Origin of the sequence: Butyricimonas hominis, from assembly GCF_014287455.1 — a bacterium.
Classification (GTDB): Bacteria; Bacteroidota; Bacteroidia; order Bacteroidales; family Marinifilaceae; genus Butyricimonas; species Butyricimonas muris.
Map to the genome: position 1 here is coordinate 81546 of NZ_JACOOH010000003.1, position 19393 is coordinate 100938.

General features: G+C 53.5%; 11 protein-coding genes. 3 read left to right on the forward strand and 8 right to left on the reverse strand.

The window, feature by feature from the left end:
- Positions 1–5: 5 nt before the first annotated feature.
- The 7 genes from H8S64_RS07315 to H8S64_RS07345 form a co-directional block, all read right to left on the reverse strand.
- Positions 6–2624, reverse strand: coding sequence for a zinc-dependent metalloprotease (locus tag H8S64_RS07315; RefSeq protein WP_186975562.1), 2619 nt, complete (start codon positions 2622–2624; stop codon positions 6–8).
- 185 nt (positions 2625–2809) lie between these two features.
- A complete protein-coding gene (locus tag H8S64_RS07320; protein ID WP_186975563.1) occupies positions 2810–4429 on the reverse strand; it encodes a PKD-like family lipoprotein in 1620 nt (539 codons plus the stop codon).
- A 15-nt stretch (positions 4430–4444) separates the two neighbouring features.
- Positions 4445–5134, reverse strand: a complete 690-nt coding sequence (locus H8S64_RS07325; protein ID WP_186975564.1) for a DUF4843 domain-containing protein — start codon at positions 5132–5134, stop codon at positions 4445–4447.
- 3 nt (positions 5135–5137) lie between these two features.
- Entirely contained in the window at positions 5138–6616 is a 1479-nt protein-coding gene (locus H8S64_RS07330) for a RagB/SusD family nutrient uptake outer membrane protein (protein WP_186975565.1), read from the reverse strand.
- A 20-nt stretch (positions 6617–6636) separates the two neighbouring features.
- On the reverse strand, positions 6637–9999 hold the full coding sequence (locus H8S64_RS07335) for a SusC/RagA family TonB-linked outer membrane protein (RefSeq protein ID WP_186975566.1): 3363 nt from the start codon (positions 9997–9999) through the stop codon (positions 6637–6639).
- A gap of 203 nt (positions 10000–10202) precedes the next feature.
- A complete protein-coding gene (locus H8S64_RS07340) occupies positions 10203–11420 on the reverse strand; it encodes a FecR family protein (protein ID WP_186975567.1) in 1218 nt (405 codons plus the stop codon).
- A 217-nt stretch (positions 11421–11637) separates the two neighbouring features.
- Positions 11638–12327 (reverse strand): hypothetical protein, encoded by a 690-nt coding sequence (locus H8S64_RS07345; protein WP_186975568.1) that lies wholly within the window; start codon positions 12325–12327, stop codon positions 11638–11640.
- Between the two features lie 308 nt (positions 12328–12635).
- Between H8S64_RS07345 and H8S64_RS07350 the strand changes: the two genes are divergently transcribed.
- The 3 genes from H8S64_RS07350 to H8S64_RS07360 all read left to right on the forward strand — a co-directional run bounded on the left by H8S64_RS07350 (position 12636) and on the right by H8S64_RS07360 (position 18102).
- A complete protein-coding gene (locus H8S64_RS07350; protein ID WP_186975569.1) occupies positions 12636–13517 on the forward strand; it encodes a hypothetical protein in 882 nt (293 codons plus the stop codon).
- Positions 13518–13687: 170 nt separating this feature from the next.
- Positions 13688–16651: a PEP/pyruvate-binding domain-containing protein gene (locus tag H8S64_RS07355; RefSeq protein ID WP_186975570.1), complete on the forward strand. Its 2964-nt coding sequence runs from the start codon at positions 13688–13690 to the stop codon at positions 16649–16651.
- Positions 16652–16866: 215 nt separating this feature from the next.
- Positions 16867–18102, forward strand: coding sequence for a mechanosensitive ion channel family protein (locus H8S64_RS07360; protein ID WP_186975571.1), 1236 nt, complete (start codon positions 16867–16869; stop codon positions 18100–18102).
- A 233-nt stretch (positions 18103–18335) separates the two neighbouring features.
- On the opposite strand, the gene H8S64_RS07365 is transcribed toward H8S64_RS07360, so the two are convergent.
- Positions 18336–19346, reverse strand: coding sequence for a YwqG family protein (locus tag H8S64_RS07365; RefSeq protein ID WP_186975572.1), 1011 nt, complete (start codon positions 19344–19346; stop codon positions 18336–18338).
- Positions 19347–19393 lie beyond the last annotated feature (47 nt).

Genomic DNA, 19393 nt, shown 5'->3' on the forward strand with positions numbered 1-19393 from the left:
ACATGTTATTGTCCTAGTGCCTGTTCCACCTTGTGAAGTAACAGCGCGTAGTGACGCCGGTTGGCATCCGAGCCTGTATCAGCCTTACTCTTCAACAGCGCGTGAGTCTTCTTCAACGTCGAGAGATAAAGCGGCTCCATGGGGTAATTCATGATTGGCAATTCCACCCGCCAGCCGAATCCCCGCACCTTGGCGGAAGGACATGTTTCCGCCTGCCGCAGCCAACGGGCACGTGTCATCTCCGTGTCGAACTCTCCCACCAAACCGTACGCGGCGCGACTCTTCTCCGCGATCTCACGGGGCACCGCTATCCGGTAGGCATCACTGATTCCCACGTTCCCGCCGCCCCCGATCTTACCGCTCTCGACTCCCGAACCGGAAATCAGTTCCGACAGCAGAGCCATTTGCAACTTCTTCTCTGCGCCGGACAATTCTTTGCCCTCCCGCGTGGGAGCGAACACGAACCCGTGTATGTCCTCGAAATACTCCTCGGCGGTATAAGGACTCTCCTCCCCCGTGTATTTCGCGCCGAACGCCACGAGAGCCGCCCGGTTGAAAATCGCTTTCAGGGCAATATCCTGCAACACCTGCGCGTACGTTCCCATGATCGGCATACGGGCTTGGAAATCCTTATCGTCCACCCACCCCGCATCCCGCGTCTGTTCCAGCATAAAACGGAGCGCCCGCCGCTGTTTCTCCTTCGGCACGATAGAGAAGTAAGGCAGACCGTCGCCGTCGTAACGTTCGTTCACGTGTATCCCGCCCACGTTCACCAACACGTGGTTCATATAGCGGATATACTGGTACAGTAGCTCGTTATACATATTCCGGCGGAACGAGAAATCCTTGTCGTCCTCTCCCGTCCACTCGTGCAGGTTCGCCAACACGTATTTCAGATTCTTCACCCCGTAAGTGGCAGACTTCACGGCATCGTCCCCCAGATCTTCCTCGAACGACGAGGGATCGAGGTAACCGTAGAACTGTTGCTTACCATAGCGGTACACGGGGTCGCCGGAACGTTCGGAAATCCACTTGTCCAGCACGGGTACTTCCTCCCGCGAACTCTTCGCGTCCAACAGGGGCGTGTACGCCCACCGGATCAGGAAATAGTCATACACCCCCAGCGCAGGCGGGGTCACCCTCACGCCGCGCTCCGCGTCACCGGGTTGAGCCACGTAATTATTACGGGCGTAATCCATGATAGACATCGTCGTGCCGTATGTCCGGGTATATGAAGGAGAACGAAGCGAATCCGTCGGCACAGCCGCCGAAGCCGCCATATTATGCATGAATCCCAGCGTGTGCCCCACCTCGTGGGAAATCACGTAACGGATACAATCTCCCAGCATCTCCTCGTCCATCTCCACCTTCCGCGCAGCGGGATCGGCAGGCGACGTTTGCAGGAATCGCCAGTCACGCACCAGTTGTATCAGATTATGGTAGACCGAAATATTCGCCTGTATAATCTCCCCGCTCCGGGGATCCGTCCACGAGGGACCCATGGCATTCGCCACGGGCGAGGGAGAATAGCGCACGCAGGAATATTTCAGGTTATCGGGATCAAACTCCGGATCATCGGTCGGGAAGTCAACGGCAATAATCGCGTTCTTGAAACCGATGCGCTCGAAAGCCGCCTGCCATTCTTCCACGCCCTCGCGCACGTGCTTTTTCCAGCTCTCGGGGAACGCGTTGTCCACGTGAAAAACGATCGGCTTCACGGGTTCCACCAGTTCCCCCCGCCGATACGCCGCCTCGTCCTTGGGTTCCAAGCGCCAGCGGTTGATATGGTAATTAATTCTCGTCTTCTCTCCCTCGTCATAAGCGTATCTGCCGCCGATAAATATCCCGATACGGGGATCGGCAAACCGGGGGCGCATAGGCTCTTCGGGCAGAAGCACAAAACTCCGCGTCATCACTACCGTGAACGGCAACTTGTATAAATAATAAAACCGGTTGTCCCGCACGGACATCTCGTAAGTCAGGGAAGACTGCACGCTGAAATTATCATCAAACGCCTTCGCCGTCCCAATACGGGATTGCTGGTTTTTAAACTGTTTCTCCATCTTCATATCCCGGCTCATCGACAGTATCGGCATCCACGGCGTGAACGGCCCCAGCTCCTCCTTGTCGCTCATCAGGAAACGGGTGACGTCGATCACCACCGCCGTGCTGTCCGGCGAGTAAGCACTAACCTCGAAGCTCTCGATAATTCCGGGCACCGTACTCTCCTTGATTCGCTGCCGGTACCGCTCCGTGCTTGTCGAGTGAATCGCGTTCACCTGCCGCAAACTCACCTTTGCCGAATCGTCCTGCATGAAAACCACGTGCAGGGGTTCAAAAGGCTTCTCTCCCACGCTCCCGAACAGGTTGCTCGTGATCTCCGTGATCGTCGATCCCAACAGCATCTCCCGCCCGAACACCCCGAAAGGAATCTCGAAATATACCTTCTCGTCCACCCGGTGAATCGTGATAAGCCCTTTCATCGTTTCGACGGCCTTATCCTTGAAAAGCCGCTCGTAAGGGGTATCCTCCTTCGCTTTCTTGTCCTCTCTCTTCTTCCTCGCCATCCCGACACAAGGCAGCAACAGAACGATAACCAGTAAATAAATCGTTTTGTTTCTCATACTTTTTTAAATAATAAATATCAAAAAATACAGTGATTCCGTGATTCTCAAAACTCCCTCCCGGCTTCACAACCACCTCCTCTGTTTATAGAGAAGGTGGTTGCGAAGCAGACGGAGGAGTTTATTGATTCGGTGATTTAGTGATTAATGAAGCGTTGCCCACGCAACAGCAATCACTGAATCAATTAATCCACAATCGATCCTTGACCGCCGAATCGATATTTTATATCGGCAATCCGTCCGAAAACCGGTTCCGTCTTATACGCGTACTCGATCGTTCCACCGGCAAAAATGCTCGTGGTACCCGCCGCGAAGAAATACACTTCACCGGAATCCAACCCGACAACCAGATAACCGCCGGCATTGTTTCTCTGCGAGGCAAGCATCGACACGATTCCTCTTCCTTGGAAATCGTACAACAATTTCGCGTCCCCCCGTCCTCTCGCATGCTGGTAAGCGTACAATTTATCGTGAGGCGCTCCCGCCACGGACGTCCCGTTGGAAGTAAAGAACAGGAACTCCCGCGAATCCGTCGTCAACTCGAACTTGTTCGTCCCGTCCAGCAAATCCTGATGCGGGAACGGCAATTCATATTGTGGAATCACCTTATACCCGTTCCACTCGTCATAATAGAAGAACTGCATGTAATACACCCCGTCCTCTCTATTCTTGAACACGCACCAGAACTTCCGATCCCCGTCCGTGTACCCGTCACAGAAATACATCTCCACGTTCCCCATGTTATTCAAGGGCGTCACCCCCTCCATCCTCTCCGGGAACACCGGCAGGATAGCCGCCGTGTTCGGGTCTGTCACCCACTCCCCGATCTCGTCATCATAATACACGTTTCCGTCATTCACGGCCAAGAAACGGTGATTCTTGTTATCGTACACCAGTGTCGAGATACCGCTCCGCGTCTTGCACATCAGCGTCACCTCCAGTCCCTTCTCGTAATACGCCGGGAAATCGGGATACATACCCGAGTAAAATACCTCCTCGTCCGTCTTCCGCCTCACGAAAATATCCCCTGTCTTCGACATCAGAATATCCCCTTTATGGTGATACGCCGCCCCGACAAATACCTGTCCCGCGGGTAGCGCGCCCCCCGTGAACTCCTCGCCCAAGGAAATCGTTTTCTTGTAAGAACTACCGTCCACGTACACCGGACCTATTCCCCCCTCCTGCAATATCAGCACGTGGCTCGGCGAATCCCAATCCGCGAACACTTCCTGAAGGAAATAAGGCTTCCCCCCCAACCTCTGCCCGTCGTTCTCCAACGTGTAAAGATCCGCGTACACGTCAAGATAAGTGACATACTCTTGTGTCGCTTCATCCAATCTCCTGTCCAAATCCAACATCGCCAGCTCCGCCCCGTTATCCTTCTCATCCAAAACCAGCCACACGCCACTCGGGTAAGCCAGATTATCCATCACGTACTGCCGGGTAAGATCCACGCACTGCAACCCGTTCGTCGTGTCCGTGATTGTCAGCACGAACTGCAACCACCCGGCAGTATCCACCTCCCAGTTCAACACCTTCTCGTGTCCCAACGTCTTGTATTCCTTTTCCGAAGTCCTCAACTCCCAGCGAAACTTCAACGTCGTTATCTCCTCGTCCAAGCTGAATTTCAGTACCGGAGTAATCTCCGCCATATCACCTTTATAAAACCAGGGATCCGCGTTCGTCAAGTATTTCTCCACGGTGATCACATTTATATCCCCGTAATCGTAATTCCCTTTATCGTCATAACACCCGTACATGAAGATAAAGCAAATCACGGCGTATATCCAATTTTTCGTTCTCATAACATTCCTTTTAAATTAACCTTTTACCGGTACCGACATCTCCGCTTCCCCGTCCATAATCGTGTTCCCGTTATCTTTCTCTCGCTGCAAATGATACTTGAGCTTCAACGAATAATATCTCAATTCACTGGCCGTCTTATTCGACAGGTCGCTCACCCCCGTGGCAATAATCAACTGTTGATACTTCGCCTCGCTGTAAGCACCCAAGTACTCGTTCACGATACGCTCCGTCCACCACACGGGACGCACCGCCAGCGAAGTAAACACCACGCGGTAAAGAGCGTTCGACAACGGTCCCACCCGGAAATTATCATTCTCCTTTACCCTCAACGCCAACCGCACCACTTGATTGTCGAGTGCCGCCGTTTTATGCAACGTCACTCTCACCGTGTCCCGGTTCCGGTGCGCTTTCCACACCCTTTTCGTTTCCACCGAATAGTCTGCCCCGGAGGCAGTCGTCATACCCTCGTCGATCACCAACTCGTACTCCGTGTCCGTCGTGATAGGCCGTCCGGCGAAAGATATCTCGATCGGCACGTCCAACTCCGTCGCCCCGGGATAGAAGAAAAACGAGGTATTCACGCTGTCCTCCGCGTTCTTACCCGAGAAGTATATGTAACGGTCAGCCGTGTACGTGTCCAACGAGTCCGTGGAACAAGCCCCGAACATCACAAACAGAACAATTATAACAATACAATATTTCATAACTTAAAGTATTACGGTTTCACTATCCGGGATAGGCAAATAAACCTTCGTCCCGTAATCAATATTCCCCACGCCGTCATTCAGCGGCAAGCCCAGACGCTTGTACATGTAGAAACACTGCCCCTCGCCGATAAACTCCCTGCGAGCCTCGTTCAACAGCGCGTTCATGTACTCCGCGCTATTCGTGATAGGAATCTCGCGATACTCCCCGCGTGCCTGTTGCACCATACGCAGTATCTCGATCGCCTTGTCCAAACCGCCCGGCGTTTCGCACAAGTATTCACCCATCATGTAACTCAACTCCGTGTGGCGGATGATCGGCAGAAGAAAAGCGGCTACCTGACTTCCCCCCGAATTTAACTTTCCCCGTATATTCTTGATCGACACCTCCGCACCGCCCTCGATATCCGTGATCAGGTAAACGTAACGGAAATCGTTCGTCATCTCTTTATCCTGAAACAAACTGTTCACGTTGCGTATCGCCAGATTACGATCCAACGTCAAGTAAGGCTCGTACAAATCGGCGCACTTCGAGTTGGCGAATCCCATCACCACGTCACTGTACATCTTCACGTCCCGGTTATAAATATCGCCCATCAAATCCCACTCGTCGGTAAACCGGTAAAGACTATTCCAAGCCGGACCGCCCCACTCGTCCGGTTCTTCACCCAGAATCTCCTTCGCCAGATCGTGCGCTTCCTTCTTCTGCCCGTTATACATGTAAGCGCGGGCTTGTATCGCCATCACCGCGTGCATATTCATGCGTACCCGCCGGGCTTGAAAGAACTTGGGCAGCCCGGAACCGCGGGCTTGGAAATTCCAGTTATCCCTGTCGCCATTCAACTCCATGGAGTCCGATACCGCCACCAACCGGCGCGCCTCGTCCAGATCGGCAAGGATACGTTCCATCGTTTCCTTCACCGTCAGCGGGGTATTCGTCACCGACTCGGAACTCGTCACGTAAGGAATCCACTTGCCGCTCTCGTTTGCCGCGGGAGCCGGGGCGAACAATCGCAATAGGTCGAGATGCATGAAAGCGCGTAATCCCAACGCTTCACCATGAATCAGCTTTCTCTCCCGGTCGCCCAACTCGAAGCGCGAGGAATCCTCCTTCACGACATGCTCTATCAGATTATTGGCATCCGCGATGGCGTGATACATATTATTCCATATCGTTTCTATCGTCGACTTCACCCCGGAAGTACCGTAAAGCAAATCATTCGCGTCCTGATACTTCTGCGGCATCTTCGACTTGCTGTAATACTGTCCCACCGCGTCCAGAAATCCCCACGACAACTCCTGCCCGTACAAATCCGCCTTCGACAGCGTCATGTAAATACCGTTCAATTGCATCCGGTACCCGTTTCCCGTCGAGTACAGGATATCGCTGCTCAACTCCTCCTTCGGTTGCACGTCAAACCAATTCTCGCATGCCGAGAGCGTCACCGCGAGTAAACCCAATATATATATTATCCTTTTCATTTTTTCCTGTTTTAATAACATTAGAATTGCAACTTCAACGAGAAATTAACGGTACGGGCAAACGGGTAAGACGTACCGCGCTCCGTCTTGATCGTCGAGAAACGCACCAGATCATTCGCCCCCACTTCAAGGCGCGCCAACCTCAGTCCCATCTTCTTCCTCGCCCGCGTGAACTCGTACCCCACGTTCACCGAATTCCACGTCAACGTGTTATTCCGTTGCATAAAACGCGAGGTCGGCTGAGTCGTCACGTTACGATCCTTGATATCCTTCAGCGTGGTAATATCCCCCGGTTGGTACCAGCGTTGCGTCACCGCGCGTTTGTCCACGTTGCGTGCCATATCGGCATTTTCAACCTCGTTCACGAGAGTCGAATTATACATATCCCCCCCGAACTCGTACATGAAACTCGTGAACAGCGTGAAATTACGGTAGCGCAAATTCACCCCGAACGAACCTTGTGCTTTCGGCGTCTCGTCACCGATTTTCACCATCTCCGCGGCAGCCCAGTCGTAACTCACCGTCCCGTCGCGATAAATAAACAATTCCTTCCCGTTAGCGGGATCTATCCCGAGGGACTTCATCCCGTACTTGGCGGTCATGGACACCCCCTCCTCGTACTTCGTCAACACGCGGTCCAAATCATTATTCGCGTCATTATAATAATCGTTCACCCGCTCGTTGTACTCCTTCAACGCGTCCGACACCTTTTTCAACGTGTTCCTGTTGCCCGCCATATTACCGTAAACCGCCACGTACCAATCCTTATCCTGATATAACGTGCTTCTCAACTGGATAGAGAACCCCTCGTTCAACACCTCGCCCATGTTCGTCTTGTAAGTCTTGAACCCGGTCGACGCCTGCAACGTCACGTCCGTGATAGCCCCCTTCGTCACCTCGTAATAATAATTCCCCTCCACGTAAAGCAAACTGTTGAAAATATCAAATTCCAGACTGACATCCAACTTATCCGTAGTTTCCCACTTCAAATTCCGGTTCCCGCGCGTGTTCACCAGCGAGGCACCCGCCCCGGTCACGTACCACTCCTCGATATTAATCTCGTGCGTGGGTATCGCCTCGTAAGACTGGAAACCAGTCTTTCCCGTTCTCCCGTAAGACCCTCTCACCTTCAGCAACTGCACCCAACCCAAATCGGCGAAAATACTGTACTTGTGCAGGTTCACACCCACCCCGAACCCCCACATGGGAGCCCAACGCTTGTTAGACCCGAATTGCGACGACCCGTCATACCTGAACAGCACGTCCAGCAAATACGTGTTCTTGTACGAGTAGTTTCCCACTCCCAGTATCCCGAACAAACGCTTCCGGCTCTCCCTTTCGGTAGGTTTCTCCACGATCTCCTTGGCGAAATTCACGGACACGAAGTCGCCGCCCGTCGGGAACCCCCGGTACCGCGCGTTCGCGCTATTATCCCGCGAAGTCACCATATTGACACCACCCGTGAAATTCACGTCGTGATCCCCCATTGACTGGCTGTACGAGTACGTCAGTTTCGCCTCCCACGACGTCGCTTTCCGCGTAGATTTCCCCAACGTCCCGGCATACAGGTTATCCTCGTTCATCTCCGTCCCCTTCTGCGTCTCGGAATCGGGATGCACGTACACTTCCCGTTCTTCCGTCGTGTGAGTCACGCCAACCTCCCCCTTCGCGTACATGTGCGGGGTAATATACCAGTTCAAGTTAAAATTATCCGTTAAATCCGTCATGTGCGTCCGGTCATAACTCCCGAGATTAGCCTCGTACAAGGGATTTACCAGACTCTCGCGTCCCGTCCAGTACGGCAACTCCTTCAAGTACTTCCCGTCCTCGTCCTTATAAGTATCATAAGGCAATAGCTTCGTGTACTGGCTGAAATCCCCGTAAGGCGACTCCTTCGCCCTCGTTTCCCCGTAAGACACGTAATTACGCACTTCAATCTTACCGCCCGTGTACATGAACAGGAAACCGCCGCCGATACGGTCGCGGTACGATCCCTTCATCACCCCGTTGTCATTGTTGTATTGCAAGTCCAACGCGTAACGCATCACTTCCGTTCCCCCCTCGAACGAGAGGCTGTGCTTGTGATTGAATATCGAGCGTACCGGCTTCCCGATCCAGTACGTGTCTACCCCTCTCAGCACGTTCAACAACTTCCGGTTATACTCCTGATCCATATCGTGGCGCGTATCGTTATTCCCGACGGGAAGAAAAATCCCAGCCGGGATCTCCGCCGCCAACTTCCCGGCAGCGTGCATCAGGTTATAATCCGACAAATCGGGCATCGTCACGCTCCCCACGATCGTGTAATCGATCAACACCTCTCCCACCTTCGGGGCTACCGTCGTCACCACCACCACGCCGTTCGCCGCCCGCGAACCGTACAGAGCCGTGGCTGCCGCGTCTTTCAAGATATACATCGTCTCGATCCGGTTGGGGTCCATATCATAAATCTTGTTGATGGCAACCTCGAAACCGTCGAGTATAAAAATCGGCAGGTTAGGGTTATTCTCCAGCGCCGACTTGGACAACGTGTTCTTGTCCAGATCCTTGATACCTATACTGGACTGCCCCCGTATCTGTATCTCGGGCAGCGCGTTCGGGTCAGACCCCCATTGATTGTTCGTCTTGACGCGGAAGGACGGGTCGTACACCTCCAGTGCCTTAATAACGTTCGTCTTCGACACTTGCAACAACTCCTCCCGCGTCACCACCACGGCGTTTCCCGTGAAGCTCGATTTCTTCACCGTCCCGAAACCCGTCACGATCACCTCCTCCATCTCGCGCGTGTCCGGCTGCATACGCACCACGATCTCCTTGTCAAATGTCGTCACCGCCACCTTGTTCGGTTGCATACCCATGAAAGTCACCACGAGATAGATCGTGTCCATCCGCGGCAGATTCAACGTGAACGTACCCTCTTCCCCGGCACTCACCCCGAGCGTGGTTCCTTCCACCACCACCGAGGCACCCGGCAACGCGTCGCCCCGCTCGTCCAGCACCTTGCCGCGTATCGTCACGGGAGTCACCGTCCGCTGCCGCTTCTGTATCACGATCATGTTCTGGTAGAAACTGAACGTGTACTCCGTCCCCTCCAGACAAGCCCGCAGCACGTCCGACAACGGCACCGACTTGAAACTGCGCGTCACCGCGGGAATCCGCTTCATCTCCTCGTTATTGTACAGGGGTTCGTACTTCGTGTGACGCTTGATGTAATCCAGCACCCCCGTGAAAGGAGTCTCTTTAAACTCCACGGTCAACCTCGGTTCGTCCGCCGATTGGGCGCGACAAACCCCGGTGTTAAAAGATTGAAGAAAGAGAACCAACATCAACACGATGCCCGTCTTCCTCTTCATCATCAATAGATTAGACTTCTTCTTTTTCATGTAGATTAGTTTTAGATTTCATAAAAGATGAAAACCCGCGCTCGCTCTCGTGTCCCATCACCTCGCTCGCGCGGGCTCCACCATCGTTTGTATGTCTGATTTGTAGAATAAGCATAGCATGCCCCCTTGGCCGTTCATCGAATGCCATAACCTCTAACTTGCCGCCCCGCGGCAAATGCAACCTGTAACTTGTAACCCGCCGCTCACGGCGTATGTAACTTGCCGCTCGCGGCAACAACGATCACCCCGTCACTCAACGTGAATCGCATATCCGTCGTCGTGCTCAGCCACTCGAGAAACATCTCCAACGGGACATCGTACATCATCATCCCCGTGAAACGCCGTTCCCTCATGGCGGGCGTCTCGTAAAGCACCCGCACGTCGTACCATCGACACAATTTCCTCATCACCGCGTCCAACCTCTCCGCGTCGAAATTAATCTTTTTATCCACCCACGCCACGACAGCCTCCGCGTCCACCTCGCTCACCCGCGTATCGTGATCCGGCGTGATGGACACTTGCTCTCCCGGCTTCAATATCACCGTCCTGTCGCCCGACGACGCCCTGACCTTCCCTTCAAGCAGCGTCACCAGCGACACCGGTTCCTCGTCGTAACTCATCACGTTGAACACCGTCCCCAGCACGTCCACCTGAAAATCCTTGCCCGAAACCACGAAAGACCTCCCGCCGTCCCTAGCCACCTCGAACTTCGCCTCGCCCTCCACGTACACCTCCCGCGTCGAATCCGGGAACACGACCGGGTACTTCAGCATGGACATGGCGTTCACCACCACGCGCGAACCGTCGGAAAGAATCACGGACTGCATCTCCCCCCGCGGCACGATCAACGTGTGGTAGACCACCGTGTCCGTCAAAAGCTCTTTTTTCAACCGCGTGTAATCCAGCGTCGGCACACCCGCCGACCGCGAAACCCCGATCGAATCCAGACGCGAGATAGGGATAATCTCCGTCTTCTTCGACAAAGTGATTACTTGATTATCGGACAGCACCAGACGCACGCTGTTCCGGTCGGCGACTTGCCGCTCCACCACGCTCTCCGCCCTGAACCCGGGTGCCGCCTCTTCACCCGCCTCCCGCGACCACCACCATCCCGCGGCAACGCAAATAGCGGCGCAAGCCGCGCTAGCGATCACCCGCCGCCACCACGTGTTCGCGTGTCGCGACCTCTCCCTTCTCCTGACCTGTTTCAGGAAAAACGAGAAATCCGCCGCGGAATTATATTTCCCGTATTCCTTGAACCTCGCCATGATAAAACGGTCACTCTCCAGATTTCTTTTCAACCGCGCCCATCTCGGCTCCGCCAACAATGCCCCCAGCTCCTCCTCTTCCGCCCGATTTAGAGTCCCGTTCCAAGATTTAAGAAATAAATCCAATACTATATATATTCTATCTTTATCCATAACACCATAAGAATACCCGAACTATTCTTTGGTATTACTCGACAAGCAAAAAAATTGAAAATTGAAAGTTGAAAATTGAAAATGAAAGGACTACCTCCCCTTAGTTCTTGTCTTGCGCGGAAGGGGGGAAACGACTCGCCGGAGCGTTTATCTCCCCACGTGAAAGAAAATTTGAAGGGATAGTTTTTTACATTTTCAATTTTCAACTTTCAATTATTCAAACTTCCCCGTCCATCCCGTCCGCCACCCGGAAATAGAGCGAACGCGAGAAATCCGTGCCGTTCCGCCGCACGAAAAACGGGTAAACGTGCAACACGTCCCCCTCCGGCGCATCATGCCGCGGCAGAGTCAGCGTTACCTTCCCGTCCTCCCGCCTCGCTCCCGTGTCCTCCAGAAACTGGGGACAAGTGGGACGCGCGGCGTGAAAGTACCCGACCATCAGCCTGTCCCTTCCCCCCGAGCGCAATTGCCTCGCGGTACTCGTCCACTGCAGCGTCACGGTCCATCCCTCCCGCTTCACGAGTGTGTACGTCGGGTTGGCAAGCCACCCGATGCTGAACACGAACGCCGGGAAATTGATCACCCCGCTGCCGTCGCAATACGGGCCATTAATCATGTGGCACAGGTTCCACCCCGTGACCGTCAAATCCCGCGCGAAATCGTTCCACATGTTCCAATCCTCCAGCACCCGGTACGCGGCACTCTCCACCAGTGTCGCCGCGGTGAACCAATCCGAGTTGTCCCGTTGCGCGTCCGTGCGCTTGGCGAGAGCCTTGTCCCGCGCCTCCGTCGTCGCGGGAGTGCGCTTGCTGTCGCACGTGCATTCCTTACCTTTCCTGTGATACTTTGTTTTACCCCCGGAACGTTGCCGCCCGGTGTCCTTACCTTTTGATTTCAAATTCGCCATATTAACCTCCTTTTTACCGTTAATACTCCCCCGACGCACCTTCATTCCACCTTAACTGTAAATTTAATAAATATTCCTCAAATTACCCATACCACAGCTACCTTTATACCATGTTAACAAGGATAACTTATGGAAGAGTTATGGAACACTTATGGATATTAAACTGAAGGAAGAGTTACACCATCCCCCGCCATCACAGGCGTTTCACGCTATATCGTCACCCCGCGGGGAAGGTAAACCCGGAACGTCGAGAGTATATGTTAATTTATTTTAAAAATATTTATAATTTTTCTTGGATATAAAAAAATATGATTCTACATTTGTTAAGAACTTTCCACGAAGAGTATGGAAAGGCGTTTGAGTTACAAATTAAATACATTACAAAAATGGCTAGACAAAAATCACCCGACTACACCCTAGTAACGGGAAGAATCGGGAACAAAATCTACTCCGCCCTCGGTAAAGGTTGGACAGGTGTCCGCATGGAAAACACCACGCAAGCCCCCTTGCAGGAAGACCAGAAAAAAAACGCGTCAGGATTCTCGGAATTGAACCGCCACGTGAAATTCCTCAACCTCGCCTTGCGCGAAAGCTTCCCGCCGGACAGCAAGGGCGTCAAGTGGGCGAACCGCTTCACGAGCGTGAACAAAAAGAACGCGGAAGTGATCACCACCACCAAGATCGACCCCGACACCCCCGTCGACCCGAAGAAAAAGTCGAACGAGGAATTTGCCAGCCAAATAGACTGGTCGAAAGTCATCATGGCACAGGGTCCCCTGTGGAAACCCGTCGTGACCGTCACCGCCACCCCCGTCAACGCCCAACAGATACTCGAATTCAAGCGCGAGCAACTTACCCTGAAGGGAGCGTCCGCCAAGGAGATTGACGCCGTTAAAGTCGACGCCAACGCTACCGGCTACAAGCTACAATTCGAGCAAACGCCCAACGCTATCGAGGGAGCTTACGCCTACAACAACGACCTTGTCCGCGCTATCATCTACAACCCCGAGAACGGGTTCTGCCTGCAAAAAGAACTGCGCCTCAGGGGTGAAGGCGGTGCCACCTCCGAACTCATCCCCGCCGGCGACGGCATCGAGCTCGCGGACTACCAAGTCTACGTCTACGCTAAAACCGCCAACGGGAAACGTACCTCCAACTCCGTCTACCTCACGGTGACAATTGAAAGTTGAAAATTGAAAATTGAAAATGCCAAAAACTACCCCTCCAAATTTCTTTCCGCGTGGGGGGAGAAACGATCCGACAAGTCGTTTCCCCCTTCCGCGCGAGATTTAGAAACAAGGGGAGGTAGTCCTTTCACTTTCAATTTTCAACTTTCAATTTTCAATTGTATCTTTGTCTTATGGAAAAAATAAACTTGAACAAAATATACAAGCGGAAAAAGAGCGACCGCGACATCTTTCAAGAGCTCATGCCTTTCAAGGTAAAGGAAATCCTGCTCATCGCCAACTACTACGACTCGTACACCATCGAGCGCGAGGGACAATTCTCCGACAAGATATTCGGCGAATACCTGCAACTGAACCTCTACACCGCCCCCCGCTTCACCTCCGTGGCGAACGAGGAAGCGGCACTGCGCGCGTTGGCGAACAAGCATTTCGAGCTCATCATCATCATGGCGGGAATCGACAAGACGACACCCGTCGCCACGAGCCGCTCCATCAAACGCCTGTATCCCGACATCCACCAGTTGATGCTCGTGAACAACAACGCCGACCTCGCCCACTTCCGGCGCGTGGAAGCGGAAACACGGGAATCCATCGAACGCATGTTCGTGTGGAACGGGTCGACGAAAGTATTTCTCGCCATGGCGAAATACCTTGAAGACAAAATCAACCTTGACGTCGACACCCGCCTCGCCGACACGCGGGTGATTCTCGTGGTCGAGGACTCCGTCAAATACTACTCGCGCTACCTGCCGCTGCTCTACACCGAGGTCATGACGCAAACGCAGGCGATCATCAACGAGGAACCCTCGAACGACGAGATGGGCGTGATACTCAAGATGAGGGTACGCCCGAAAGTGATACTCGTCAGCACGTTCGAGGAAGCCGTCGATATCATAGACCGGTACCGGGACAACATCATCGGCGTTATCTCCGACGTCCGTTACCCCCGCGGCGGCGTGGAGGACGAGAACGCGGGCATCGAACTGATCCGCCACGTGCGCGCGTTCGATACCCACGTTCCCTGCCTGCTGCAAAGCCACGAACCCGAAAACCTACGCCGGGCCCAAGAAACAAAAGCCAATTTCATAGTCAAAAACTCCCCGACCCTTTCGAGGGATATCCGCAACTTCATTAAAGGGGAACTTGGGTTCGGCGATTTTATTTTCCGCGACGCCAACGGTCTGCCCATAGACCGGGCGACGAGCGTCGAGGAATTCCGGCGCAAACTGATGACCGTGCCGGACGAGTCGCTGGAATACCACGCCAAGCGCAACGGCATCTCCACGTGGCTCATGGCACGGGCGGAAATCAACCTCGCCAAAAAACTGCGCCGTTACAGTTTCAGCTATTTCAAAAACGCGGAGGAAACGCGCCGCTTCATCGCCAACGTCTTCGAGGCGTCGGAACTGAAAAAATTGCGGGGACGCATCATCAACTTCAACCCGTCGCTGGTAGACTCCAACCGCTACATCACCCGCCTCGGCAAAGGCTCGCTCGGCGGCAAGGGACGCGGGCTGGCGTTCCTCTCCAACTTCATCGAGAACGTGTACCTTAAAAAACTCATTCCCGACCTGCAAGTGATGATACCCAAAACGACGGTGATCGGCGTTGATGAATTTGACAACTTTATCGAGGAGAACGACCTTTACGACGTTCTCTACGCCGACAAGCAATACGACCACATCATCGACGCCTTCCGGACGGCACGATTGCCGGAGAAACTGCGGGCAAAACTGCGGGAATACCTCCGCGTGATGACCAAACCGCTGGCGGTACGCTCCTCCGGGTTGTTCGAGGACTCGCTCAACCAACCCTTTGCCGGCGTGTACTCCACCTACCTCCTGCCCAACAATCACCCGGACTTCGAGCGACGGGCGCGGGATGCGGAAGACGCTATCAAGCTGGTGTACGCCTCCATCTTCTCGCCCGAGTCGCGGGCGTACTTCAACGCCATCGACTACATGATCGAGGAAGAGAAAATGGCGGTAATCCTGCAAGAAGTGGTCGGCAACGAGCATAACGGGCGCTATTACCCGGAAATCAGCGGCGTGGCACAGTCGTACAACTTCTATCCCTTCTCCTACATCAAGCCGGAAGACGGGTTCGCCGTTACCGCCGTCGGGTTGGGTGCCTACGTGGTGGGCGGCGAGAAAACCCACCGCTTCAGCCCCGCGTACCCGAAACTGCAACTCGCTTCCATACAAGACAAAATAAAGGCATCGCAACGCTATTTCTACGCCATCGACCTCGAACGGCAGGAATACGACCTGTACCGCGACGGGGAAAACGCCGCCATAAAAGCGTATGACATGCCGGAGGCGGAACGGGACGGGACTCTGGAATACACGGCGTCCGTCTACGACTTCATGAATGACCGAATCACGTACGACTTCTCCACGAGAGGTCCCCGTGTCGTCGACTTCTCGAAGATACTGCAATACGACTATTTCCCGCTGGCACCCGCGCTGCAAATCCTGCTCGACATCTTCTCGCAGGCGATGGGTTCGCCCGTGGAAATCGAATTTTGCGTCAACTTCGAGGGCGGGAAACCCGTGTTCTACCTCTTGCAAATCAAACCGCTGATTAAAAACGAGTATAACATCGACATAGAAAACGACGCCATCGACGCCGAACACGTCCTGCTGCGTGCCGACAAGGGCATGGGCAACGGGAAGTTGCAATATATACGGGACGTGGTGTACGTCGACCCGGAGAAATTCGACCGCCTGCGGACGGAAGAGATCGCCGAGGAAATCAAACGCCATAACGCCGACATCGCCCGCGAAGGCGAGAAATACCTGCTTATCGGTCCCGGTCGCTGGGGCACGCGCGACCCGCTGACGGGCATCCCCGTGCAGTGGTCGGATATCGCCAACGCCAAAGTCATCGTCGAACAGGGACTCCCCGACTTCCCGCTCGACGCGTCGCTCGGCTCCCACTTCTTCCACAACGTCACCTCGATGAACGTGGGCTACTTCGCCATCCCCTTCCAAGACGCGAACGCCTTCATCAACTTCGACGTGCTGGCACAACAGGAAGTGGTCGAGGAATTTAAATACTCCCGCCACGTCCGCTTCAAAGCCCCCCTCACCGTGTGGATGGACGGGAAGAAACAGACGTCGGTGGTGACGTATTAGGTCCGTAAGTCCATAAAGTCCGTAAGGTCTATAAGGTCCATAAAGTCCATGGCCCCCTGCGGGGCGCTTTGCTTACGGCAGCGTTAGCTGCCGACAAACACAGTCCAAAGGGCACCCTTGACCTTACGGACTTTACGGACCTTATGGACCTTATGGACTTTACAGACTTATTTCCTATCTTTGCCCCCGTGCAAAACCAACTAAAACATATTAACATGACTATTAAAGAGTACATCGATGCCGGATTACAGCATCTACACGTCTATTCGGAAGGATTCTCAGACCTGCTTTACTTTCTCGCGCTGGTTATTATCATGGGTATCATCACGTGGATTGTCCACGTGCTCACCCGGCAATGGCTGGCGCGTATCGTGATGAAACTGACCAAACGGACATCGACCAACTGGGACGACCTGATGTTCGACCAACGATTCTTCAACCGCTTGGGACTGCTAATCTCCCCGATCGTTACCCTAGTTGTTTTCAGGGCGTACGACTGGACGGGAATCAATATATTGATGATTTGTATCAATATCTGGATTACCATCTCTTTCCTGCTCATTATATCGAGCGTACTGGACGGCATCAACCGTATATACGAGAGTTATCCCGTGGCGAAAAACAGACCGATTAAAGTATTTATCCAAGTCATTAAGATATTCTTCTACTGTGCCGCCACGATTGTCATCATCAGCATCTTGATCGACAAGAATCCCGCGACACTGCTCGCCGGACTCGGTGCCTTATCCGCCGTGCTGATGTTGGTATTCAAGGATACCATCCTCGGGTTCGTGGCAGGAGTACAATTAATCTCCAACCGCATGGTGAACATCGGCGACTGGATCGTGATGCCCAGCAGCAACGCCGACGGCGACGTGATAGAGATTAACCTCACCACCGTGAAAGTGCAGAACTGGGACAAAACCATCTCCACCATACCGACTTACAAACTGGTGTCCGAATCGTTCACCAACTGGCGGGGAATGCAGGAAGCCGGGGGACGACGCATCAAACGCTCGGTAAACATCGACATCTACTCCGTGCATTACCTCTCGGACGAAGATTTGGAAAACCTGAAACAATCGTCCCTGCTGAAAAACTATATCGAGAATAAACAACGAGAAATCAACGAATACAATGCCAAAGTGGTCAACCCGCTGGACAGACGCCGCCTGACAAACCTCGGCACCTTCCGCGAATACATGGAAGCGTGGCTTACCGCCAACCCTGATATCAACTTGAACATGACACACATGGTACGCCAACTGCAACCCACGGCGACAGGTATCCCCTTGGAAATCTACTGCTTCACGGCAAGCACGCAATGGCTCGTCTACGAGAGAGCGCAAGCCGACGTGTTCGACCACCTGTTCGCTATCCTCCCGCTATTCAAACTGAAAGTATTCCAATACCCGACAAACATGGAATGGATGGAAGAGAAAGGGGCGTAAAGTCCATAAGGTCCATAAGGTCTATAAGGTCCATAAAGTCCGTAAAGTCTATAAGGTCTATAAGGTCTATAAGGTCCATAAGGTCAGTAAAATCCATAAGGTAACGAGTGTCCTTCGGACAGAGTTAAAACGGCAGTTTGAGCTGCCGTTGATATAACGCCCCGCAGGGGTCTACTGACCTTATGGACCTTATAGACCTTACGGACCTTATGGACCTTATAGACTTTATAAACTCAATAGCAATCCCAATTATACAACACCCCGCTGAAATCCCGCTTCGCCAGATCATCCGGGCGGATAAAGAAATTGCACACGCCATTGTCGCCCCACGCGATGCCGTTGTCACTGTCTGAATCCAGTTGGAAAAGCAGGACGGTATGCTCTTGGATACGCTCGTCATACTCTCTAGGGTCGAGCTGCGTGAAAGAAGGATAGCCGCCGACGCGGTGTCCCCCCGCCTCCAGTTGGGCGTACACCTCGTCGAAAACGGACTCGTCCACCCGGTCTAAAGTAGGCACGGTAGCGTCCGGGTGAGTTTGATTGTAGACCTCCAATAACAATTTCTCGAAACGGAAATCCCATGAAGTCATAGCCATAGACGCTTTCCGGAAGTTCAACTTTCTCTCTCCCGACAACGGGAAAGCATCCTCCATACCGGTCGTCGGCAGCTCGGCGAGCAAACGGGAAGTATCCTCCGTCACCCGCTCGTGATAAATCACCCGAAAGCCCTTCTGGTCTGTCCGGTTCTCGAAGTTCAACCCGAGGGAATCCTCCCCGCTGATATAGAACTGCAATATTCCCTCCCGCGGGAACCCCTCCAACGCGGGCATCTCGGCAAAGTTCAACTGCCCGAGGAAATGCAACGGCTTCTTCTCCCGTTCGGCGGGTTCGGCAACCTCCGCTAGCGCCGTGTCCCCCGCGATAATCTCCGGGTTCTCCACCCGCGGTTGTCCGGTACCTCCCAGAAGAACATCCGAGGGAGCCGTTCGCGGCTGTGGCGCGACGCTTCCCTCCGCCTGTACCGTGTAATCCGTTTCGTCACACGGGTACACGAACCCCTCCGGCATATAAGGAATACCCCCTATCTTACTGTTCCACGGCATGGTCTGCTCGTCCGCAGGAACAACCTCCGCGTAGTCCATTGTCGTCCTCTCGCGAATAATCTTCAACATCCTATCCGCCGAACTCTCTTTCTTCTCCCCACCATTACCGCCACCACCGAATATTTTACCTAAAAATCCCATAGTATATTGTTATTTAGTTTGCAAATTGTCATTCGCGAGTTACAGGT